The following is a 20,554-nucleotide window of genomic DNA, read 5'->3' as shown; positions in this document are numbered from 1 at the left end:
GGAGATGTGTAGAACTCTTGCAAGCATTCATTTTTTGTACTTGCCTTGGGCGTAAGATGCCACAATACTGCTGTTTGGGTTTTTGCAGTTTTGCGGAAAGTCGAAGAAATAGATGCACTTGGGCAATCCATTTTCAAAGCTTACCTGTACCCAACCTGCACTGCTGCCCGCAAATCCCTTATAGCGATAGTTGGCCTTTAAATTCTTGGGTCTTCCTAGATGGTCTTTGGAATACACTTCCAAACCTGAAATACTTCCCGGCACATACCTATTGAAAGCCCAAGTTTGTGAATGATTGGCCACAAGGTCATCTACCAGTCGGGATAAATTTTGTGGTCCTGTTGGGCCGCCTGAAACTTTCATGGTGGTGTACTTGCTAGTACCTTTCATTCTTATGGGCTCTTGGCTTGAAGCAAACCTTTTAAGGTTTTCCTCAAATCGCCGTACCCCAGGGTTGTTGCACTGGTTTAAACTGAATAGTTGCGCCATGTCGTTACGCAACCCGTTGGCCTTATGGATCATATCCACAGAATTGCCGATGGCGTTGGGATCGGCTGCCATGGCAATTGCATTCCTAAACACATCTTTGCTCATCAGACTCTCCAAGCTTAGTTTGGCTTTGTAAAGATCTGGTCTGGCATAGATTCCGGAGCCAACCGTGGTCCATTCAATACAAGTCCTATCCGTTTCAATTCCATACCCGTTGGTGGTCACCTGTTCCGTAGCACAGACCAAATTCATGATTTCCACTTTGTTGGATGGCAAGGAACTTGGGCATTGTTTACCAAAAGTTCGGAGGTATTGCTCAAAAATCATTAGAAATTGGGTGTCGGTACGCGTGATTTTTACACTTTCAAACTCCCCTCTAAATATATAATCAAAGAGTTCTGCATTGAATAAACCATCTGTATGAAAAGAAAGGGATTCCTGAATTTGACTAGGGGGTGAAGAAGTGTCTTTCTGATTTGAAACAAATGATGATGTCAGTCCTATAGTCATCACCATTAGGACAAGAACCGATATTGTTGTTTTGATTCGCATTTCACAAATTGCTAAGAGGTTTAAACGCTTAAAATAATGGGAGATATGTTAAAGATAGTAAAACAACAACAGGGAATGTTGCTAAAATTACGGTGTTGGTTTAAACTTTGTGATTTGAATTACATCCGTACCAAATTGGATTTCAATCAATCCGTTTGCGCACATAATGGCGACTGGTCAACTGGTTCAGATAAACTTTGGACTCCACAAGCTCAAATTCCAAGGTTTTGGGAAGTTCCGCAAATAGGGGATAACCTCCACCAAGTAAAATGGGAATTGTGGTGATGATCATCTCATCAATCAAGTCTTCCTTTAAGAAATTTTGGATGGTTGTCCCACCATCAATGTAAAGCCGATGACATCCTTTTTGATGGATATGTTCCAACACTTCTGTCAAGGGGCCCTTTACCAAAAACGCTTTCCCCTCGTGACTCTTCGGAATCGTATCTATGGTATTGCTCAATACAAAAACAGGTTTGGTGTAGGGCCAATCCACATCAAATCCAAGAACCGTTTCAAAGGTGGTACGCCCCATGACCAGGGCATCAATGTTTTCGGTAAATTCAAAATAGCCCAAACTTTCGTTATTTGGATTTGGTACCATATCCAACCATTCCAATCCGCCATTTTTATCGGCAATATAGCCGTCCAGACTTGCACCTATAAATACGCTGTTTTTGTATTTCATTGAGTTTTTAAGTAAAGGGAGAAATAACAGTTGAAGGTAACTATTCTTGTTAATTTCTGAATGTTATTTGATGAATTTTATGTCTTGCCTGCCGATGATTGCGATGATTTCTACTACATCTGGCAAAACCCGAAAATAGATGGTGTCTGATTTGTGGACACACCTACGATAACCATTTTTAATATGGTCAGCCACTGGAAACTGACAAGGTTCACATCCTATTACTTCAAATTGTGCAAAAAAGGAAAGGTAATATGCATTGGCTTGGGTTTCTCCAAATTGCCTCAAACCATAGTGCCATATTCGGTAAAGATCCTCCTTGACTTGGGGAGATAATCTATAGTTTGCCATCCTTTTTAGCCCTTTCCTTAAACTCCTTTAACATTTGTTCTGGGGTTAAGGTTGTAGGGCCGTTTACGGCCATGTCTTGTTCTGCCCGTTCCAATTTGGCACGGATATATGCTATCTCTTTTTGATTTTCACGGGCCCGGCGAATAAGGTCATTCACCACCTCACTTTTACTGGAATACTCCTCACTGTCCACTTGGGATTTTAGCCAGTCGTCATTGGGTCGGGTAAGCGAAATACTCTGTCTGGGCATGATTTATCGTTTAAATTGGTGTAAATATACACCTAAAATGAACCAAAAGAAAATCACTAATGAATTAATTGTATAAAAATTCCAGTGCCTAAATTCAAATAAACATGCTACATAATACGGTTCCAATAAGTAGTAAAAATGAGTAAACCCGATCTTCAATTAAGCTGGCACTTCTGTCAAAATCAGGTTCTCTATTAAAAAGTAAGAGATAGAAATACCTCAAAATTTTATATAATATTAGAAAAATCAAACTCATTTTTGTTGACCTCACCCAAATGTCGTGCTCGGTTTCAAATGATAAATGATAGCCCCAAAACGCTAAAAATGACGAAATGCCGAAGAGCATAATATAGGCACTTTTCACTCTTAATTGCTCATATTCTAGCATGATCCAAAAAAATAAGCCGAATGAGGATGTTTTAACAACGGACACAAAACTCTCAGTTTGGTATGTTAGGTATCCAGCCAAAATTGTTCCAGTTATGAACAAAACGGATATAACTAAAAAACGAGAGTTAAATTTTTCAATTTGGCCACCTACCTTATTTTGAACTATTGATTTTTTGTTAATTCCAATGCTTTCATAATCGGCTTTCCAGAACTCAATCTTAGGCATACTCCACCGACCTTGATTGACAGTTGTAACTTTGTTTTCTCCAAAACCTATTCTAAATGTGTGCCCAGATTCAAGTGTGGCATAAACCACATCGAAGTCAGAGTCATTTATGGGGGCGTAGACTTGAATAGGTTGGCTTATCATTTTTGTTGGAAATAGTTTATCGCTGTTAACTCTGGTAAATCCGTAGACTTTAAGTTTGCCTTTTACATTTTCTGGGTAGGTAAGGTAGTTGATTAAGTAATTGAAGACTTCGTTTTTAATTTCCTTATTAAGCTGAATAAAAGTGTAAGTATTATTATGCTTGTATAGATTAAACTTTAAACTTGAGTCTAAGTTATCCAAGTACAATTCAATCCATCTTTTTAGCGCGGCTTTTATGTCAGAGTAATTACCGTTTTCTATAAATATTATGTTCTCTTTAGAATTCAGGGTTTGATTTTTTGGACTCAGGGTTATGGGTGAAAGAATGAACCTGGTCTTGTAATGTTGAATTTTAAATGTTGAATGTTAAATTGATTCCAACCCAACATTCAACATCAAACACTCATATTTGTACTTACATCATTTGTCCAAAGAAAATGGCATTCATCAACAGCTTGTTGGTTCCGTACCAAAATGCCCTAAAATTGGTATTGTCTGTAAACAAGATCACTCGACCCTTGCCCAACCTTTTTACCTTAAAGGGCACACTGTTCTTGATCAACTCGGCATTTTCTTCCGAAATATAGCCGCTCAACAAAGGATCATTGGTGTACTGAATGGGGTTGTCGTAACTGTTTTTTTCAGGCTTTAGGTAGATATTGGTATTACGGAACAGGGCCAAACGGTCGTTTTTATACCCATAATTAATGGGATGGGAGCGGTCAATTTTAGCTTCAAAAATAGCTCCCCCCGTCACTTGGGCTCCCGTAAAGTCGTTCTTTTGATCAAAAGGGATGTTCTTGGCCACCAAAGTATCCTTTTTTGCATCCACCTTAATGAACTCATTCTTTTTAAACCAGTCCACAACCGTGCGGTATCCAATTACCGTACCTCCATCTTTTACCCAAGCTTTGATTTTACCTGCTCCTTCTTTGTTAAGGAGACTGCTGCTCCAACCACTGGGTAGGATAAGGTCCGTATATCGGTCCAAATCCACATCGTCAAAATCACGGGTATCCAATTTGGTGATCTTCATATCGTAGCGGGTATCAAATAGGTGCCATACCTCGCCTGCATCGTAGGAACGTATCCCGTCACCCACCAATATGGCCACTTTTTGTTTTCGAATGGGGTCAAAATCATTACTTCCCAAATCAATTCCGCGGGTAAGCCCAGTAGAAACGGCAGTTAGCTGTATTTGACTTTCTTGGGCAACTTTGTTCAAGAAATTATATAGCTGGTCTGCATCCAACTTTTGGTTTTGAACTGGTATCATGATGGTGCCATAATCATAGGTTTTGCCTTCCAAAGTGAAGGGCGATTTGGCCACCTTAGCGCGTAACCCTTTGCTTGTTATCTGATTCAATGCCTTGGGGGTATAATATTCATGCCATTCAAATATATAGGCATAGTTGCTTTTCTGACTTACACTGCCCTTCGGAGCCTGAAAATCGGTAACCTCGGGGCATGCATTGGATAGGGAACTTAAATTGGCGTAATCCACGTTGAAAGCGAGGGGAAAGGTCCAAGCCGAAACGTCATAGAACAAGCTATCCTTAAAGGTGGTGCGCTTTTCAAACATCGCCTGAATCAATCTTGGGTTCTTTTGGTCCATCGGAACCACATAGCTAGCCCCCTTTTTGTATTGCTTTCCAGAGATGGTCACATCATTGGCGAGTTCGTGAAATTTGATTTGATGTCGATTCAGAATCTCCGCCAAATGATACGTTTTGGATGCATCCTTACTGTCCCCAAACACAATGGCCTTGGTTCTGTTTCGTCCAACCTCGGTTTTCATATCAGCATAAAATTTTTGCTGGTAATCCAACAGTTTGGTGCGCATGTTTTTGGCCGCTTCTATTGTGGACAAGGCGGTGGTGAACTGGTTTCGAATGGTAAAGGGAAAGGTCAAAATGCCATTTTCGCTCTCTTGGATATGTCCGCGGGAACTTCCCTGTTCAAACAGGATACCAATACTTCCGTTCACATCGGGGAAGGTTGAACCTTTGCCGTAATAATAATCATCATAGTTTTCTTCGGAATAATATAACGAACCAATTTTATCCAAGGCCTTGGCGTGGTAGGAGCCAATTTCGCGTGTCAAATCTTGATTGATATGCGGGGTTAAAGGATTTACCCGTGAAGGCTCTCCAGGTTGAAAAAAGAAGGTGGAGTTGGTTCCCATTTCGTGATGGTCCGTAAGGATGTTGGGAAGCCATTTATGGAAAGAGGCAATCCGCGCCCTACTTTCCGGAAGTTGTACCGGAAGCCAATCCCGGTTCATATCAAACCAATAGTGGTTGGTACGCCCACCTGGCCAAACTTCGTGGTACTCCCTCTCATTGCTATCCGGGTTTAGGTTGATGCTTTTATTGGTATTGGCCCAGTAGGCGAAACGCTGCAATCCATCCGGGTTAAAACTAGGGTCCAATAAAACAACCATATCATCCAGCATGGCTTCAAATTCCGGTCCTTGCGCAGCAGCCAAATAATAGGCATAGGCCAAAGCAGCGTTGGAACCACTGGGCTCATTTCCATGGATGGAAAAACCTTGATAGACCACTACGGGCATGTCCGAAGTATTGGTATTTCCGTTACCATTGGACAACTCCAGGTGTTGCTCCCTTATGGATTCAATATTCTGATGGTTTTTTGGAGATGTAATGGTAAGTAATAGTATGGGGCGACCTTCAAAGGTCTTCCCACGATCTTCCAAAGTAATTCGGTCACTAGCTGCTGCCAGTTGCTGCATGTAGAACACCAATTTGTCGTGGGTCACATGCCACTCGCCAACTTCATGGCCAATAACATCGGCCGGTTTTGGGATGTTGGGGTTGTAGTTGAGATGATCTGGCAAGTAATAGTCCAGGGTTACAGTTTGTGCGGTAAGGTTAAGGCCCAACAATACCAAAAGCAGGAAGTTGAATTGTTTCATAGGAACATATTTGAATTAGTCGATGCTAAAAATAAAAAACGGCCTGCATTGCGCAGACCGTTTTAAGCTTTTTTTAAAAGAAAAAGGTCTTAGATGTCATCAAAGTCGACATCTGTAAAGTTTCCTGCTGCTCCATTTTCACTGACCCCGTTTTCCTCTTCCTTTTTAAAATCTTTTTGATGTCGTTCAGAAATGACTTCCAGTCCTTTTTCGTCGATGATGTAATCCATCATTTCTTCCATAATTTCCCTGAATGCGGTAAAATCTTCCTTATACAGATAAATTTTGTGCTTTTTGTAATGGAAAGAACCATCATCATGCGTAAACTTTTTGCTTTCTGTAATGGTTAGATAATAATCCCCGGCCTTGGTGCTTCGTACGTCAAAGAAATAAGTTCTTCTACCGGCTCTTAGGACTTTGGAATAGATCTCTTCCTGATCCATAATATCTTTATCCCTCATGTGGTCAAATGTGTTTAGTGCAATAGTGAATAATTCTACCAAAAATGTAAAAAAAAAGCTAATCCAGCAACTTTTTTCCTATTCTTTCTCAGAGAGTTGGTTCAGATACAGTTCTTTATAGTAACCCTCAATATTGTTCAATTCGGCATGAGTACCTTCTTGGATTATGGAACCATTTTCCAAAACAATGATCTTATCGGCATTCTTGGCAGAGGATACGCGGTGGCTTACAATTAGGGTAGTTTTATTTTGGGAGACCTGTTTCAAGTTGTTCAATATCTCCTCCTCCGTTTCGGTGTCCACTGCAGACAAGCAATCATCGAAAAGATAGATTTGAGGGTTTTTCAACAGGGCCCTAGCTATGCTAACCCGTTGTTTTTGTCCGCCGCTCAAGGTAATGCCACGTTCTCCAAGAATCGTATCATATTTTTTGGCAAACCCTTCTATATTATTATGCACCACAGCTTTTTTGGCAACATTCACAATTTCGTCAAAGGAAGCGTTTTCGTCTCCAAAACGGATGTTGTTTTCTATAGTGTCCGAGAATAGGAAGGCGTCTTGCGGCACAGCCCCTATGCTACTTCGCAAACTATCCAGGTTGAACTCTTTCACTGGCTTTCCGTCCACCAAAATCTGTCCAGAACTTGCATCATACAATCGGGCAACCAAATCCAAAATGGTAGATTTACCTGAACCTGTTTTTCCCAAGAAGGCCACCGTTTCCCCAGGCTTGATGGTAAACGAAATGTTGTTGAGGGCAGTAATGTTGGTGTCCTCATAGGTAAAGGTTACATTTTTGAACTCGATACCACCGGTAACGGGGGTGCGTTCCGTAACTTCATTTTTGATAGCGGGTTCTTCCAACAAAAATTCGTTGATTCTTTTTTGGGAAGCCTCGGCTCTTTGAATGATGGAGGTGAGCCATCCTACAATGGCCACGGGCCAAGTAAGCATGTTCACGTACAGAATGAACTCTGCTATAATACCTATGGAGGCAATTTCCCCATCAATGTATTGCTTTCCGCCAATGTAGATTACAAATACGTTGCTGATTCCAATGAGCAAGATCATTAAGGGAAAGAACCAGGCGTTGACCTTGGCAAGGTCCATACTGGTATTTTTTCCTTCCAAAGCAAGCGCCTCCACTTCCGTGTTGATTTTGGGCTCCAAGCCATACGCCTTGATCACGGCAACACCTGAAAAAGATTCTTGGGTAAAAGTGGACAACGTGCTCAAAAATTCCTGCACCTTAGTACTCCGTTTATGAATGATTTTGCTTATTTGATAAATCAATACCGACAAAATGGGCAGTGGAATCAAGGTGTAGGCCGCGAGGGTGGGCGCTTTGATAAACATGAGGGGAATGATACACACAAACATGGTAAGGGTGTTCATTCCGTACATAATGGCCGGCCCAACATACATACGCACCTGATTAATATCCTCACTGATGCGGTTCATGAGATCCCCAATCCTATTTTTTTTATAAAAACTTAAGCTAAGCAGTTGGTAATGATCAAAAACTTCGTTTTTGAGATCGTATTCAATATAACGTGAGACATTGATGATGGTCTGCCGCATTAAGAACGTAAACAATCCCGATAATAGGGCGGCCCCAATAATGATCAGGATGTACTCAAAAAGAATTTCCTTGGCTTCCCCTTTGGACAAGATATTCCCTACATAATCCTCAACAACCTGTATGGATTTGTTCACAAAAGAGGGCATTATCAGTGAAAACACCCGGGCTATAATGGTGATGATAATCCCAATGAGTAGCTTAAACCAATATTTTTTAAAGTATTTATTAAGGTGCTTGAGTTCCTTCATAGGAGGGATTGCGGTGGTTTATTTAATGACAATTCAGCAAATATAGCCGATAAGCTACAAAGTAAATGTTATAAAACTGATAAGAAAACAACTTTGGTAGGCTGGATGAAAATATAAGATTACTTTTGCGCAGTGAATGCCAACAAAACACTATAAAGTTCTTTAAAAATGCTGACCAGAAGGCACATCAGAGTTAAGGTAATGCAATGCATATACGCATTGATCCAGTCCAAGGACGACTCCTTGGAGAAGCAGCAAAAATTTTTAAAAATAAGTATAGAGAACATGTATGTGCTCTATTTATTGGTATTGAGTCTGTTGGTAGAACTGCACCGCTTGGCGGAGAAACACGTGCAGCACGCATCCAAGAAATACTTGGCTTCCGAGGAAGACGGATATCCAGACCCAGAGAAGTTCATCAAAAATCGGTTGTTGGTCCAGATTGCTTCCAACAAACAGCTTCAGCAAGAACTATCCAATAGAAAATTGAATAATTGGTACCTCAATGAGGAGTATGTAAAAATCATCCATAAGGAAATTATGGGCAGTGATATTTACAAAACCTATATGACCGATACCGCTAATGGATATGAGCAGGATAAAGAAGTCATCATTCAATTGTTCAAGGAAATCATCGCACCAAACGAGAAAATCTATGAGTACTTTGAGGATGACAAGCTCACATGGGTAGATGACATTCCTATAGTGAATACCTACCTGGTGAAAAAACTGAAAAAGGCCTCTGCCAATTCCAATGAGAATTTCTTTTTACCCGCTTTGCTCAAGGATCAGCAGGACATGGTCTACGCTAATGACCTTTTAACGAAAACCTTGTTGAATGATGCCAAATGGGAAAAGGAGATTGAGGGGAAAACCCCAAATTGGGACAATGATAGAATTGCCGAAATAGATTCCATCATTCTGAAGATGGCTATTTGCGAACTCCTCAATTTTCCGTCGATACCGGAAAAAGTGACCTTAAATGAATATTTGGAGGTGGCCAAGGAATACTCTACTCCAAAGAGCAGCATTTTTATCAATGGGGTGCTGGACAAGCTGGCCAAGGAGTATAAATCCACGGGACAATTGCAAAAAATGGGTCGTGGACTTCAGTAAACAATATTTGATTAATTTTGGACAAATAAATTTTTAACATGAAAAAAGTAACAACAATTTTAAGTTTGATTTTGGCTGTTGGACTTGTAAGCATTTCTTGCAAGGACAAGGCATCCAACAAAATAGTTGCTGATAATGTGGAGGACGCATCCAATAGGGATGAGGCACAGAAGCAACTTCCTGTGATGAGTTTTGATAAGCAAGAGCATGATTTTGGTACCATTACCCAAGGCACAGCGCAACAAACAACCTTTACATTTACCAATACCGGGAACGCCCCATTGATCATCACCGACGCTAAGAGTAGCTGCGGATGTACCGTTCCTGAATACCCTAAAAACACACCTATTGGCCCAGGCGAAACTGGAGAACTTTTGGTGAAGTTCAACGGATCGGGTCAAAACCAAGTAACAAAGACCGTTACCGTAACTGCCAACACTGAAAAGGGTACAGAGTTGTTGCGAATCAAGGCCTTTGTAAATCCAAAGGGCGCTGCACAAGCTGGGCCTGTAAACTAGAACCAAAAACTAACAATGGAAAACCTCGGACAGTTTTTACCTTTGATGCTCATCTTTGTGGTGGCCTATTTCTTCATGATCAGGCCCCAAATGAAGCGTCAAAAGGATGAGAAGAAATTTGCATCGGAATTGAAAAAAGGAGACCGCATCATTACCAAAAGCGGACTTCATGGAAAAGTTGTGGAACTCAATGACAAGGATTATTCCTGTGTGATCGAAACCATGGCCGGAAGGCTTAAGTTTGATCGCTCTGCCATCTCCATGGAAATGAGCAAAAAATTAGCCGCTCCTGCCAAAAAGTAATTCCGGTTATTACAAAATAAGAAAGCCCCTTGGATTTGTATTCAAGGGGCTTTTTGTATTTTGAGGTCAAAATCAAATCAACCATCATGGGCAATCGCAGACAATTTATCAAACAAGGCTCCTTGCTAACAGCTGGTATGGGGGCTTCTTTATTATTTCCACCGGAACTGTTGGCCACCATTAGAAAAAAGACCAGCCCCAACGATAGAATTCAGGTAGGACTGATCGGTTGCAACGGAATGGGCTTTGCCAATTTGTTGTCCATCTTAAAAAACAACGAAGTGGAGGTTGTGGCCCTTTGCGATGTGGATAAGAATGTTCTTGCCGCCAAAACCGAAGCTCTGGAAAAAGCGGGGATCAAGAAACCCAAATGGTATGGGGATTACCGAAAAATGTTGGAGGACAAGGATCTAGATATTGCGATTATTGGGACACCCGACCATTGGCATTGTCTGCAACTGGTGGATGCTGTTGATGCCGGAAAGGATGTATACTGCGAAAAACCCATTGCCAACTCCATAGCGGAATGTGATGCCATGCTCAATAAGGTCAATGCCAGTGATCGTATGGTTCAAATTGGCCAGTGGCAGCGAAGCCAACCCCACTTTGTGGATGCCATTAACTATGTGCATTCGGGGAAGTTGGGCCAAATTCGATTGGCAAAGGCCTGGGCCTATCAAGGTTGGATGCAATCCATTCCTGTGGTACCGGATGCTCCCGTGCCAGATGGTGTGGATTACAAAATGTGGTTGGGACCTGCGCCTGATCGTCCTTTTAACAAAAACAGGTTTCACTTTAATTTTAGATGGTTTTGGGACTATGCAGGGGGATTGATGACGGATTGGGGAGTACACCTGATTGATTATGCGCTCTACGGAATGAAGGCAGCCAATCCAAAATCGGTTATGGCCATTGGCGGAAAATTTGCCTATCCTGATGATGCCGAAGAGACACCGGACACGCTTCAAACGGTATACGAATTTGACGGTTTCTCCTTACTGTGGGAACATGCCACGGGAATTGATGGGGGCAATTATGGTCGTGATCATGGGATTGCCTTTATTGGAAACAACGGAACCTTGGTTTTGAACCGGGGAGGTTGGGAGGTGATTCCTGAAAAGGACAGGCCCAATTGGAACCAGAACAATGGACCCAAGATAGCAGCTGTTCCCCTTCAAAATGTGGAAGCTAACGGCTTGGATTTGCATACGGCCAATTTTTTGGAAGCGGTCAAAAGCAGAAATTCGGCCATATTGAATGCCTCAATCCAAGTGGGGTATGATACCGCAAGGGTATGCCACATGGGCAATATTGCCTTTAAAACAGGGAAACGTTTGTTTTGGAATACTGAAGAAGCCAAGTTTGGTAGCGATGAAGCCAATAGCCACTTAGCACAAGCCTATCATAATGGATGGAAATTACCTACTGGCTGATTCCATTTGTCTACCGATAGGCATCATTTAAACCCGTTCCATTTTGGATCATAGGGAGGATTTTTTCCAGACGCCGCAATTTGGTCTTTTCCTGTTTGGCTTCGGAGATGTATTCGCAGAACTCCCTCTGTTTGTAAGCTGTAAAAGATTCGAATGCTTCTTTTAGACTGGAACTGCTGGCCAAATGGGATTGAAGCAATGCAGGGATTTCGGTGTTCGCACTCTTCTTTTCTGGGCTAATTTTCAAGCCTTTTTTTTCATTGGCAATGGCCTCGTTCATATAAGCTACCACCGTACTTTGGTCCACTTCATCCAATGCGTCAAAGTTCCAATGCCGCATGCCCTTTGTTTTTCCTTCTTGGGCATTCCGAAGCACTTTTTTAGGGTCGCTCAGAAAAGAACCGTTAAAGAACCAAACCCCAAAATGGCTTTTGAACCTACAGATTCCGAACACATTTTTCCCATTTACCGTATAGACTGGAATGCTCCATTTAAAGGTTTCTTCGCTATCTGTTTGAAGGGCTAGCGAACGAAGTAACAAGATACCCTCCTTGAAGGGATGTTCTTTTGCGTAATAGGCCTCAAGATTTTTTTCTCTTTCCATTGGATTGAATTTGAATGGCGGTCAACTCACAGATTTTCACAATGACCTGGACGGCTTTTTCCATGCTTTCCAATGGAATATATTCATATTTTCCGTGAAAATTATGTCCACCCGCAAAAATATTGGGACAGGGCAAGCCCATAAAACTGAGTTGGGAGCCATCGGTACCTCCACGAATGGGCTTAATTATGGGTTCTATGCCCAAGGAAAGCATAGCTTCCTCAGCAATTTCAACAATGTGGAACACGGGCTCCACTTTTTCTTTCATGTTCTGGTACTGCTCCTCAATTTTTAAGTGAATGCAATCTCCGTGCTTTTTGTTCAGTTTACTTGTAATGTCTTTCAAGAGCTCCTTGCGAGCCTCAAAGTGGCCACTGTCATGATCTCTGATAATGAGTTCAATTTCGGCTAGTTCTATCTCTCCCTTGAGCTTGTGCACGTGAAAAAAACCTTCCCGTCCTGAAGTGTGTTCCGGAACTTCCCTTGAGGGTAGCAACCCCAAAAACTCATTGGCAATCCCAATGGCACTCACCATCTTTCCCTTGGCATAGCCTGGATGCACACTTTTTCCCTCAATCTTGATTTTGGCACTGGCCGCATTGAAATTCTCGTATTCCAATTCCCCAATTTGACTTCCGTCCATGGTATAGGCCCAATCTGCTCCAAATTTTTCCACATCAAATTTGTGTGCACCCCTGCCAATTTCCTCATCCGGGGTAAAGGCAATGCGGATAGTTCCGTGCTTGATTTCGGGATGCTGTACCAAATATTCCATGGCCGTAATAATTTCAGCAACGCCAGCCTTGTCATCGGCGCCCAACAAGGTAGTGCCATCTGTAGTGATCAGTGTCTGACCTTTATACTGCTCCAAATCCTCAAAATAGCTGGGTGACAAAACAATATTCTTTGCCTTGTTCAGGACTATATCTTCCCCGTTATAATTTTCCACCACTTGGGGTTTAACCCTTGAGCCACTAAAATCGGGGGAGGTGTCCATATGGGAAATAAAGCCAATAGTTGGCACTTCTTTCTCCATATTGCTGGGAAGCGTGGCCATGATATAAGCGTTCTCATCTATAGAGACTTCTTGCATTCCAATCTGATGCAGTTCCAAGACCAGCTTCTTGGCCAAATTCCATTGCTTTTCGGTACTTGGGGTGCTTTTTGAGTAGGGGTCGCTCTGGGTATCTATGGAAACATATTCCAGAAAACGGGCTAATAATTTGTCCATAAAGTGCGTTTCATCAAAAATAACGTTTATTCAATCGTGATTTTGGTAAAATAAGAGCCTTAAAGCCTATCTTTTTCCTTCGCTAAAATCCAACTATTGAGAACATCTTTACTTCTAATATTCCTGTGTTTCAGTTTCTTCGCCTATACCCAACAAGATTGTTCTTTAGGGATAGGGGGTGAGGATGATGAGGCCATCACGGAAGTTTTCCAGTTGAATGAGGCCCAATTGGAGCAGTTTAAAAATTGGTCGGCCGAGCTTAGGGTACGAAATGGGTATCTAAAGGACCAGGCCAAATACCTGCTAAAAAAACACGCCCAGAGTTCTCCGGAAGATTTAATGGCCGTATCCTACAAATACAGAGATCTTTTGGACAGCATGAAACAGAACGTGCGTATGTTGGACAAGCGTTTGTTGTCCATTTTCAATGATAGGCAATACAATCTCTATTTGGAACTATGTAGCCAACTTACCTTGCGTCCTATCTATATAGATAGGTCGGTCAACGAAAAATAATGGATTTGTAAGATTCTGATGGCAGAGTTTATATTTTTGTCCAAAATTTTCTGAATGTACAATTTCCTCGTTCGCCCCATTCTTTTTTTGCTCGATGCAGAAACTGCCCACCATTTTACTTTTAAGGCGATACGAATTCTTTCCAAACTGGGTTTTGGCCCCCTTTTCAGAAAATTGTATCTCATAAATGACCCTAGACTGGAACGGGAAGTTTTTGGACTGAAATTTAAGAACCCCGTAGGCCTTGCTGCTGGTTTTGATAAGGACGCCATGCTCTATAATGAGCTTTCCAACTTTGGTTTTGGATTTGTGGAAATAGGAACCTTGACCCCTAAACCGCAGGAAGGGAATCCCAAAAAGCGATTGTTTCGGTTGTTGGAGGACGAGGCCATCATCAACCGTATGGGCTTTAACAATAAAGGGGTTTTTGAGGCCGCCGAACAACTAAAAAAGAAACATAAAGTCTTGATTGGGGGTAATATCGGCAAGAATAAGGTTACCGACAATGACGATGCAGTTAAGGACTATTTAATTTGTTTTGAGGCCCTTTTTGAGCACGTGGACTACTTTGTGGTAAACGTGAGTTCCCCAAATACTCCTGGGCTTAGGGAGTTGCAGGACAAAGAACCCTTGACCCACTTACTCAAGAAACTCCGAAAGCAAAACGCCAAGTTTGCGAAAAAAATGGAATCCAAAGAAAAGCCCATTCTACTTAAGATTGCGCCGGACCTTAGCAATGCGCAGTTATTGGACATTGTGGACATTGTAAAAAAGACGGACATCAGCGGAATTATAGCGACCAATACTACCATCTCCAGAAAAGGACTCAAATCCCATTTGATCCAAACCGAGGAAAAAGGCGGTCTTAGCGGAAAGCCTTTAACAAAAAGAAGTACGGAAGTTATCCGATTTTTGGCAGAAAAAAGTGGGAAGGCCTTTCCGATTATAGGAGTAGGAGGTATCCATTCCCCAGCAGATGCCTTGGAGAAATTGGAAGCTGGTGCGGATTTGGTTCAGCTCTATACCGGTTTTATCTACGAGGGACCGGCCTTGGTCAAAAAAATCAACAAAGCCATCTTAGAACAAAAATCCTAGAGGTGCCCACTCTTCTGGGCAGCCTAGTTTAATCCTAAAAGGTGGAATCTTTTTCGTTTTACCCCGCCCATATTTTCATCTGGTATCGGATAATAAGTGGTAATTTTATACGCAGCCTATGTCCGATGTGAAACTCATAGAATGTCCCAGGGATGCCATGCAAGGCATCAAGACTTTCATTCCCACCCAAGAGAAGGTAAGATACATCCAGTCGCTATTGGGTTGTGGTTTTGATACCTTGGATTTTGGCAGCTTTGTCTCTCCCAAAGCCATTCCCCAAATGGTGGACACCGCAGAGGTACTAGCCCAGTTGGATTTGACCAAGACCCAAAGCAAACTCTTGGCCATTGTGGCCAATACCAGAGGGGCCAATAATGCCTGTCAACACCAAGAGATACGTTATTTGGGATATCCTTTTTCCATATCAGAGAACTTCCAAATGCGGAACACACATAAAACCATAGCCCAATCCGTGGAGACGCTCAAGGAGATTTTGGAAGTAGCCCATGCCCACAACAAGGAGGTGGTCACCTATGTGTCCATGGGTTTTGGAAATCCCTATGGCGATCCATGGAACGTGGAGATAGTGGGGGAGTGGACCGAAAAACTGGCAGCTATGGGAACTTCTATTTTGTCTCTTTCCGATACCATTGGAAGTTCAACCCCAGAAGTCATTGACTATTTGTTTTCCAACTTGATTCCCAAATACCCCCATATCGAGTTCGGGGCCCATTTACACACCACACCTACCAAATGGCATGAAAAAGTGGAAGCTGCCTATAAGGCTGGGTGCAAACGTTTTGATGGCGCAGTACAGGGTTTTGGCGGTTGCCCCATGGCCAAAGATGAGCTAACAGGCAACATGCCCACGGAGAAAATGCTGTCCTATTTCACAGAGCAAAAAGCGGATACAGGCGTGAATTGGATGGTATTTGAAGCAGCATACAACAAAGCTACCGAGCTTTTCTCAGCATATCACTAATGGCAGTTCAAACAGCGCCTGTTTCTCATTCTGTTAAATCTTAAATTTTATTTAAAATAAGTCTAAATTAATTTGGCTGGTTAAAAAGCTGGAAATATATTTGCGCCTCAATTTATTTGAATTCAATCTAAATAAAAACAAACACCTATCAATGAGACATTTTTTTCTCTTATCAGCCTTATTATTTTCAACCGTATTTTTTGCACAGACCCGCATGGATTCGATTCAGTTTGATCCCCAAAAACAGCTTAATGCAGCACAGCGTATCCTTTCCGGAAACTATGCTTCGGCAGTAACATTGGGAGCCTATGGGGAGATGCTCTATAACCAGCCAGAAGGGCAGAACGGGGAAATAGATGTACAGCGTTTGGTGGTATTGTTGGGATATCGTTTTGATGATCGTACCCAGTTTGTTACGGAAATTGAGTTTGAACATGTAGAGGAAGTTTTTGTAGAGCAGGCTTTTGTAAACTATAATGCCGCACCAAATTTCAACATACGAGGAGGATTAATGTTGGTGCCCATGGGAATTGTGAACGAATTCCACGAACCAACTACCTTCAACGGAACGGAAAGGCCAGCCATTGATAATGTGATTGTCCCAACCACCTGGAGAGAACTGGGAGTAGGGGTAACAGGTAGGTTCAACTCCCTTTCCTTGGGATACCAGGCGTATTTGTTCAACGGATTTAAATCAGCAGAATCTGATGGAGAAGGTGGTGTCACCGGTATCTTAAAAGGTTCCAACGGTTTACGAAGCGGAAGACAAAAAGGAATTCAGTCCACTATAGATCAGCCTAACCTATCCACTAAATTGGACTACTATGGTATTCCTGGGCTTCGTTTAGGTTTCTCCACCTATTTTGGTCGTACCCAAGCAGAGGATGATGTGGAGACTTTTGATGGGTCGGATATTGGGATTTCCATGTTGGGTCTGGATGCTAGATATGCCTACAACCGTTTTACCGCAAGAGGTCAATTTATCTACGCTTCCCTGTCCGATACCGAGGCTTACAACAACTTAACTGGAAGGGATTTGGGTAGCGCATTGCAAGGATGGTATGTAGAAGGGGCGTACAACTTATTGCCTACGGGTCAGAGACAAAAACTTTTTGCTTTTGCCCGTTATGAGGCGTTCAATACGCATGCTGACACCGATGGAAGTTTAACCGCCAATGAAGCCTATGATAGAACCGATGTTACCACAGGTCTAACCTATCATATTGCTCCTGGGGTAGTAGTTAAAGGAGATTATCAATTTAGAAGCAACGCTTTGGACGACGGTGATGTTGCAGACCGTTTGAACTTTGGAATAGGGGTGTGGTTTTAACCACACCTTTTTTTATTCATTTTCTTAGGCCTCCATCTATTCATAATAAGTCTAAATTAATATATTTGCGATATGAAACTGATCAGTTCATGCGCGTTGATTTCCTTAGCCCTTATGCTCTGTGCCTTTGGAGTTTCCAAAGCTGTGCACAAAAAAGTGGTCAAGGAAGTGGAAAAGACTTTTGATGTGGAAGGGGTTTCATTTAGTCCAATTTCGGTTTCCGAAGAAGTCAATCAAGATCTTCCCGCTAAGATTACTGGAGAGAATTTTTACGAAGTATCCGCTCAAAGCACACTTTTAGGCTATGCATTTGTGGATCAAGCTCCCAGCAAAACTGCAAAATTTGATTATCTGGTTGTTTTTGATACTGAGCTCAAAGTAGTAAACTCCAAAGTATTGGTGTACCGTGAAGAATATGGTGGTGAGATAGGCAGCAAAAGGTGGTTGAAGCAATTTCTGGGAAAAAGCGGAAACGATCGCGTAAGCAGTGAAACTAACATAGATGCAATTGCAGGAGCTACCATTTCGGTGCGATCAATGACCAAATCCATGGACAACCTACTGCAAACCATTGGGATTCTTCAGAAAAACGGGAATTTATAATGCGTTACAACGGCCTTCTGGGTACATTTCCAAGAGAAATCCGACTTTTTATTGCCGCTTTTGTGGTGGTGCTTTCTATTGGGTTTTTCACAGGTATCCTATTTGTAAGGCAGACCGAGTCCACCACTCCGGCAGGGGTGGAGGAGAATTATCTGGGTAATGAGGAGGATGAAAGTGCCGAGGTCATGAAATTCAAAAAAGGAGAGCGGGAAATGTTGACCATAGTGCACACCCATATCCTTTCCATGTCCTTTATCTTTTTGCTTTTGGGTGGATTGGTTTGGATAACCCGATTTCCAAAAAATTGGAAGCTCTTTTTGACCATCGAACCCTTTTTTTCGGCCTTGCTCACTTTTGGGGGCATTTATTTGATGTGGCTGGGCATCTCTTGGATGAAATATGTGGTCATATTTTCAGGGATTTTGATGACCCTGACCTTTAGCTTTTCTGCAGGATTGGTATTGTTGCAGGCCCTTAAGCCAGCACGAAACTAAAAAGCGGATTAAAGCGGAAGGGTTGGCCGTTTTCGGGATTAATTTTCAATAAACCTGTAGTTGATATCCTTGGCCGATAGGAACTCCAGGGAGTTAGAGGTGATTTTCAAGAGACGTTTTAATTCCAGAACCTCGTTTTTATCTACCAAAATCACAAAACACTTATTCCCAACCGAAATGGGAATTTTTCTCGATGTAGGTGCAAAGGGCATGGCTTTTTCCCAATAGTTTAGGTCAAGGGACTTTAAGTGGTTGCCAAATGCTTCCAGTTCCCATTCGTAAAACTCAAAACACAAATTGTTGTACACCAGTTGAAAAAGTTTGCTTTGGTTGCAGAAAGTAAGAATCCCATTTTTGCTTTGGTTCAGTATCTTGATGGAGGGGCACATAATGACAGATTTAGTATATCAAATATACACTTATTTAAAATCAATCTAAATAATAAAAACACAAAATTGTTAACGATTTATAGTGGGAGAACAATTGAATTAAAATATGGTATATTTGCACGCAATTAATCGGTAATTGCAATGGAAGCCCACCTTAACAAAATTGTAGGCGAAGGATTGACTTATGATGACGTCCTTCTCGTGCCTGGATACTCCGAAGTTCTCCCAAGAGAAGTCAATATCCAAACCAAATTCACGCGAAATATCACTATTAACGTTCCCATTGTTTCTGCAGCAATGGACACCGTAACGGAATCCCAAATGGCCATTGCCATGGCCCAGGAAGGAGGTATTGGGGTATTGCACAAGAACATGACGATTGAGCAGCAGGCCATCAAGGTCCGAAAGGTAAAAAGGGCCGAAAGTGGAATGATTATGGATCCAGTTACCCTTCCTCTAAATTCCACCGTAAGGGATGCCAAAGCCAATATGAAGGAACACAGCATTGGGGGTATTCCCATTGTTGGGGATGACAAAAAGTTATTGGGTATCGTGACCAATCGGGATTTACGGTTTGAGAAAAACGATGATCGCTCCATTACCGAGGTCATGACTTCTGAAAATTTGGTAACCGTAGGTGAGGGAACTTCCTTAACGGAGGCCGAAGTGATTCTTCAGGAAAACAAAATAGAGAAACTCCCGGTAGTGAATGGCAATAATGTATTGGTTGGCCTAATTACGTTTAGGGACATTACAAAATTGACCCAAAAGCCCATTGCCAATAAAGATGAGTATGGACGTTTGAGGGTTGCTGCGGCTATTGGGGTCACTCCGGATGCCGTGGACAGGGCAGGTGCCTTGGTCAACGCTGGCGTGGATGCCATAGTTATTGATACAGCCCATGGACACACCAAAGGTGTTGTTGGGGTGCTTAAAGCGGTAAAAAAGGCCTTTCCTAATCTAGATGTCATTGTTGGAAACATTGCCACTGGTGAAGCTGCCAAATATTTGGTGGAATCTGGTGCAGACGCCGTCAAAGTAGGCATCGGTCCTGGTTCTATTTGTACCACTAGAGTGGTTGCAGGGGTAGGTTTTCCGCAATTTTCAGCAGTTCTTGAGGTTGCTTCAGCCATTAAAGGCAGTGGGGTTCCCGTAATTGCTGATGGTGGAATCAGATATACGGGCGATATTCCCAAAGCTATTGCTGCGGGAGCAGATACGGTAATGTTGGGATCTTTACTGGCAGGTACCAAAGAATCTCCAGGTGAAACCATTATCTATGAGGGACGAAAGTTCAAATCCTACAGAGGAATGGGATCCGTTGAAGCCATGAAAGAAGGAAGCAAGGACCGTTACTTCCAAGATGTGGAGGATGATATTAAAAAGTTGGTTCCCGAAGGTATTGTAGGTCGAGTACCTTATAAAGGTGATCTTTATGAGAGCATGCACCAGTTCATTGGTGGACTCAGAGCTGGTATGGGCTATTGTGGTGCCAAGGATATAGAAACCTTAAAGGAGAGCGGACGTTTTGTGAAAATCACCTTCAGTGGTATCAACGAAAGTCATCCCCATGATGTGACCATCACCAAGGAAAGTCCGAATTATAGTAGATAATAAGAAGGTC

22 protein-coding genes are annotated in these 20,554 nt (G+C 42.2%); 11 read left to right on the top strand and 11 right to left on the bottom strand.

Going from position 1 to position 20,554, the window contains the following annotated elements; all coding sequences use genetic code 11:
- Positions 1-27: 27 nt before the first annotated feature.
- The 8 genes from ACO6S0_RS12115 to ACO6S0_RS12080 all read right to left on the bottom strand — a co-directional run bounded on the left by ACO6S0_RS12115 (position 28) and on the right by ACO6S0_RS12080 (position 8,316).
- Positions 28-1,041 carry a hypothetical protein gene (locus ACO6S0_RS12115; RefSeq protein WP_422348632.1) on the bottom strand — a complete coding sequence of 338 codons (1,014 nt, stop codon included), beginning with the start codon at positions 1,039-1,041 and terminating at the stop codon, positions 28-30.
- Positions 1,042-1,183: 142 nt separating this feature from the next.
- Positions 1,184-1,729 (bottom strand): dihydrofolate reductase family protein, encoded by a 546-nt coding sequence (locus ACO6S0_RS12110; protein ID WP_422348631.1) that lies wholly within the window; start codon positions 1,727-1,729, stop codon positions 1,184-1,186.
- 63 nt (positions 1,730-1,792) lie between these two features.
- Entirely contained in the window at positions 1,793-2,080 is a 288-nt protein-coding gene (locus ACO6S0_RS12105) for a type II toxin-antitoxin system RelE/ParE family toxin (protein ID WP_422348630.1), read from the bottom strand.
- Positions 2,067-2,330, bottom strand: coding sequence for a ribbon-helix-helix domain-containing protein (locus tag ACO6S0_RS12100; RefSeq protein ID WP_422348629.1), 264 nt, complete (start codon positions 2,328-2,330; stop codon positions 2,067-2,069). Before ACO6S0_RS12100 ends, ACO6S0_RS12105 begins: the two co-directional genes overlap by 14 nt.
- 94 nt (positions 2,331-2,424) lie before the next feature.
- Positions 2,425-3,291, bottom strand: coding sequence for a hypothetical protein (locus ACO6S0_RS12095; RefSeq protein ID WP_422348628.1), 867 nt, complete (start codon positions 3,289-3,291; stop codon positions 2,425-2,427).
- Positions 3,292-3,505: 214 nt separating this feature from the next.
- Positions 3,506-6,025 (bottom strand): M14 family metallopeptidase, encoded by a 2,520-nt coding sequence (locus ACO6S0_RS12090; protein ID WP_422348627.1) that lies wholly within the window; start codon positions 6,023-6,025, stop codon positions 3,506-3,508.
- An 89-nt stretch (positions 6,026-6,114) separates the two neighbouring features.
- Positions 6,115-6,486 (bottom strand): PUR family DNA/RNA-binding protein, encoded by a 372-nt coding sequence (locus ACO6S0_RS12085; RefSeq protein WP_420400388.1) that lies wholly within the window; start codon positions 6,484-6,486, stop codon positions 6,115-6,117.
- A 78-nt stretch (positions 6,487-6,564) separates the two neighbouring features.
- A complete protein-coding gene (locus ACO6S0_RS12080; RefSeq protein WP_422348626.1) occupies positions 6,565-8,316 on the bottom strand; it encodes an ABC transporter ATP-binding protein in 1,752 nt (583 codons plus the stop codon).
- 168 nt (positions 8,317-8,484) lie between these two features.
- Between ACO6S0_RS12080 and nusB the strand changes: the two genes are divergently transcribed.
- From nusB to ACO6S0_RS12060, 4 genes are all read left to right on the top strand, one after another.
- Positions 8,485-9,432, top strand: a complete 948-nt coding sequence (gene nusB, locus ACO6S0_RS12075) for a transcription antitermination factor NusB (protein WP_422348625.1) — start codon at positions 8,485-8,487, stop codon at positions 9,430-9,432.
- A gap of 38 nt (positions 9,433-9,470) precedes the next feature.
- Positions 9,471-9,950, top strand: coding sequence for a DUF1573 domain-containing protein (locus tag ACO6S0_RS12070; protein WP_422348624.1), 480 nt, complete (start codon positions 9,471-9,473; stop codon positions 9,948-9,950).
- Between the two features lie 15 nt (positions 9,951-9,965).
- A complete protein-coding gene (gene yajC, locus ACO6S0_RS12065; protein ID WP_138834491.1) occupies positions 9,966-10,253 on the top strand; it encodes a preprotein translocase subunit YajC in 288 nt (95 codons plus the stop codon).
- Positions 10,254-10,339: 86 nt separating this feature from the next.
- The gene (locus ACO6S0_RS12060) at positions 10,340-11,686 is read left to right on the top strand and encodes a Gfo/Idh/MocA family protein (RefSeq protein ID WP_422348623.1); all 1,347 of its coding nucleotides are present in this window, start codon (positions 10,340-10,342) and stop codon (positions 11,684-11,686) included.
- Positions 11,687-11,696: 10 nt separating this feature from the next.
- Here ACO6S0_RS12060 and ACO6S0_RS12055 read toward each other — a convergent pair whose 3' ends face one another.
- Positions 11,697-12,290 (bottom strand): YdeI/OmpD-associated family protein, encoded by a 594-nt coding sequence (locus ACO6S0_RS12055; protein ID WP_422348622.1) that lies wholly within the window; start codon positions 12,288-12,290, stop codon positions 11,697-11,699.
- Positions 12,268-13,521: a peptidase T gene (gene pepT, locus ACO6S0_RS12050; RefSeq protein WP_422348621.1), complete on the bottom strand. Its 1,254-nt coding sequence runs from the start codon at positions 13,519-13,521 to the stop codon at positions 12,268-12,270. The genes ACO6S0_RS12055 and pepT overlap by 23 nt, the downstream gene beginning before the upstream one ends.
- A gap of 96 nt (positions 13,522-13,617) precedes the next feature.
- Between pepT and ACO6S0_RS12045 the strand changes: the two genes are divergently transcribed.
- The 6 genes from ACO6S0_RS12045 to ACO6S0_RS12020 all read left to right on the top strand — a co-directional run bounded on the left by ACO6S0_RS12045 (position 13,618) and on the right by ACO6S0_RS12020 (position 18,541).
- Complete coding sequence (locus ACO6S0_RS12045; protein WP_422348620.1) at positions 13,618-14,037, top strand: hypothetical protein; 420 nt, start codon at positions 13,618-13,620, stop codon at positions 14,035-14,037.
- Positions 14,038-14,091: 54 nt separating this feature from the next.
- Positions 14,092-15,132 (top strand): quinone-dependent dihydroorotate dehydrogenase, encoded by a 1,041-nt coding sequence (locus tag ACO6S0_RS12040; RefSeq protein ID WP_422348619.1) that lies wholly within the window; start codon positions 14,092-14,094, stop codon positions 15,130-15,132.
- 118 nt (positions 15,133-15,250) lie between these two features.
- The gene (locus ACO6S0_RS12035) at positions 15,251-16,114 is read left to right on the top strand and encodes a hydroxymethylglutaryl-CoA lyase (RefSeq protein ID WP_422348618.1); all 864 of its coding nucleotides are present in this window, start codon (positions 15,251-15,253) and stop codon (positions 16,112-16,114) included.
- Between the two features lie 151 nt (positions 16,115-16,265).
- Positions 16,266-17,444, top strand: coding sequence for a hypothetical protein (locus ACO6S0_RS12030; protein WP_422348617.1), 1,179 nt, complete (start codon positions 16,266-16,268; stop codon positions 17,442-17,444).
- Between the two features lie 72 nt (positions 17,445-17,516).
- Positions 17,517-18,047 carry an FMN-binding protein gene (locus tag ACO6S0_RS12025; RefSeq protein ID WP_422348616.1) on the top strand — a complete coding sequence of 177 codons (531 nt, stop codon included), beginning with the start codon at positions 17,517-17,519 and terminating at the stop codon, positions 18,045-18,047.
- Positions 18,047-18,541, top strand: a complete 495-nt coding sequence (locus ACO6S0_RS12020) for a hypothetical protein (protein ID WP_422348615.1) — start codon at positions 18,047-18,049, stop codon at positions 18,539-18,541. The genes ACO6S0_RS12025 and ACO6S0_RS12020 overlap by 1 nt, the downstream gene beginning before the upstream one ends.
- A 38-nt stretch (positions 18,542-18,579) precedes the next feature.
- Here ACO6S0_RS12020 and ACO6S0_RS12015 read toward each other — a convergent pair whose 3' ends face one another.
- The gene (locus ACO6S0_RS12015; protein ID WP_422348614.1) at positions 18,580-18,930 is read right to left on the bottom strand and encodes a DUF6686 family protein; all 351 of its coding nucleotides are present in this window, start codon (positions 18,928-18,930) and stop codon (positions 18,580-18,582) included.
- A gap of 141 nt (positions 18,931-19,071) precedes the next feature.
- Between ACO6S0_RS12015 and guaB the strand changes: the two genes are divergently transcribed.
- Positions 19,072-20,544, top strand: coding sequence for an IMP dehydrogenase (gene guaB, locus ACO6S0_RS12010; RefSeq protein WP_422348613.1), 1,473 nt, complete (start codon positions 19,072-19,074; stop codon positions 20,542-20,544).
- The last annotated feature ends 10 nt before the right edge of the window (positions 20,545-20,554 follow it).

It is taken from the genome of Flagellimonas sp. (genome assembly GCF_965233845.1).
Lineage (GTDB): Bacteria > Bacteroidota > Bacteroidia > Flavobacteriales > Flavobacteriaceae > Flagellimonas.
This window is presented reverse-complemented; position numbering and strand designations above follow the sequence as displayed.